Below are 1,004 nucleotides of genomic sequence, written 5' to 3'. Positions count from 1 at the left end.
CACCGGCGATTGCCGCCGGGAACGCGGTGATCCTCAAGCCCGCCGAAGCCACGCCGCTAATGGCGCTGGAGCTGGCGCGGATTTTTGAACAGGCCGGGCTGCCCGCCGGGCTGCTGAGCGTCCTGCCGGGCAAAGGCTCGGTGATTGGCGATGCGCTGGCGCGTCATCCTCGCGTGCGGAAAATTTCCTTTACCGGCGGCACCACCACGGGCCGTCATCTGGCGCACGTGGCGGCGGAAAAACTGATCCCGGCCTCGCTGGAACTGGGCGGCAAATCGCCGACCATCGTGCTGGAGGATGCCGATATCGAACAGGCCGCGCGCGGGATCTGCTACGGCATTTTCAGCTCGGCGGGGCAGGCGTGTATCGCCGGGTCGCGGCTGTTTATCCACGAGAGTATTTACGCCCCGCTGATGGCGAGGCTGCTGGAATTAACACGCGGGCTGCGCGTCGGACATCCGTTTACCGACGGCGTCCATGTAGGACCGCTGATCAACGAAAAACATCGCCAGAGCGTGATCCAGTACGTCGAACTGGCGAAGCGTGAAGGGGGCCGCGTGCTGTGCGGCGGCGAGATCCCCGCCGATCCCGCTCTGGTAAACGGCAGCTTCTTTCTGCCAACCATTATCGAAGGGCTGAGCAACAGCGCCCGCGCCTGTCAGGAAGAGATCTTCGGCCCGGTGCTGGTGGCGATGCCGTTTGGCGATGAAGCCACGCTTATCCACGAGGCGAACGACTCGGTGTACGGCCTGGCGGCGGGGATCTGGACGCGCGATACCGGTCGCGCCCTGCGTCTCAGCGAGCAGCTGGAGGCAGGCACGGTGTGGATCAACACCTACAAGGTTTTTGCGATTTCGACCCCGTTCGGGGGCTTTAAAGAGAGCGGTCTGGGCCGCGAGAAGGGTATCCAGGGGCTGAAAGCCTGGATGCAACAAAAGAGCATTTATCTGGCGACGGGTAATAGCGTCAACCACTGGTGCGACTGAGAAAGGGTGAGCAATGAG

1 protein-coding gene is annotated in these 1,004 nt (G+C 63.0%); it reads left to right on the top strand.

The window, feature by feature from the left end; all coding sequences use genetic code 11:
- Window positions 1-986, top strand: a 986-nt coding sequence (locus tag E6139_RS22870; RefSeq protein ID WP_129329874.1) for an aldehyde dehydrogenase family protein, incomplete at its 5' end; no start/stop codon positions are given.
- Window positions 987-1,004: the final 18 nt, after the last annotated feature.

The sequence above is a fragment of the Enterococcus sp. genome (assembly GCF_032555305.1).
GTDB lineage: Bacteria > Bacillota > Bacilli > Lactobacillales > Enterococcaceae > Enterococcus_A.
This window is presented reverse-complemented; position numbering and strand designations above follow the sequence as displayed.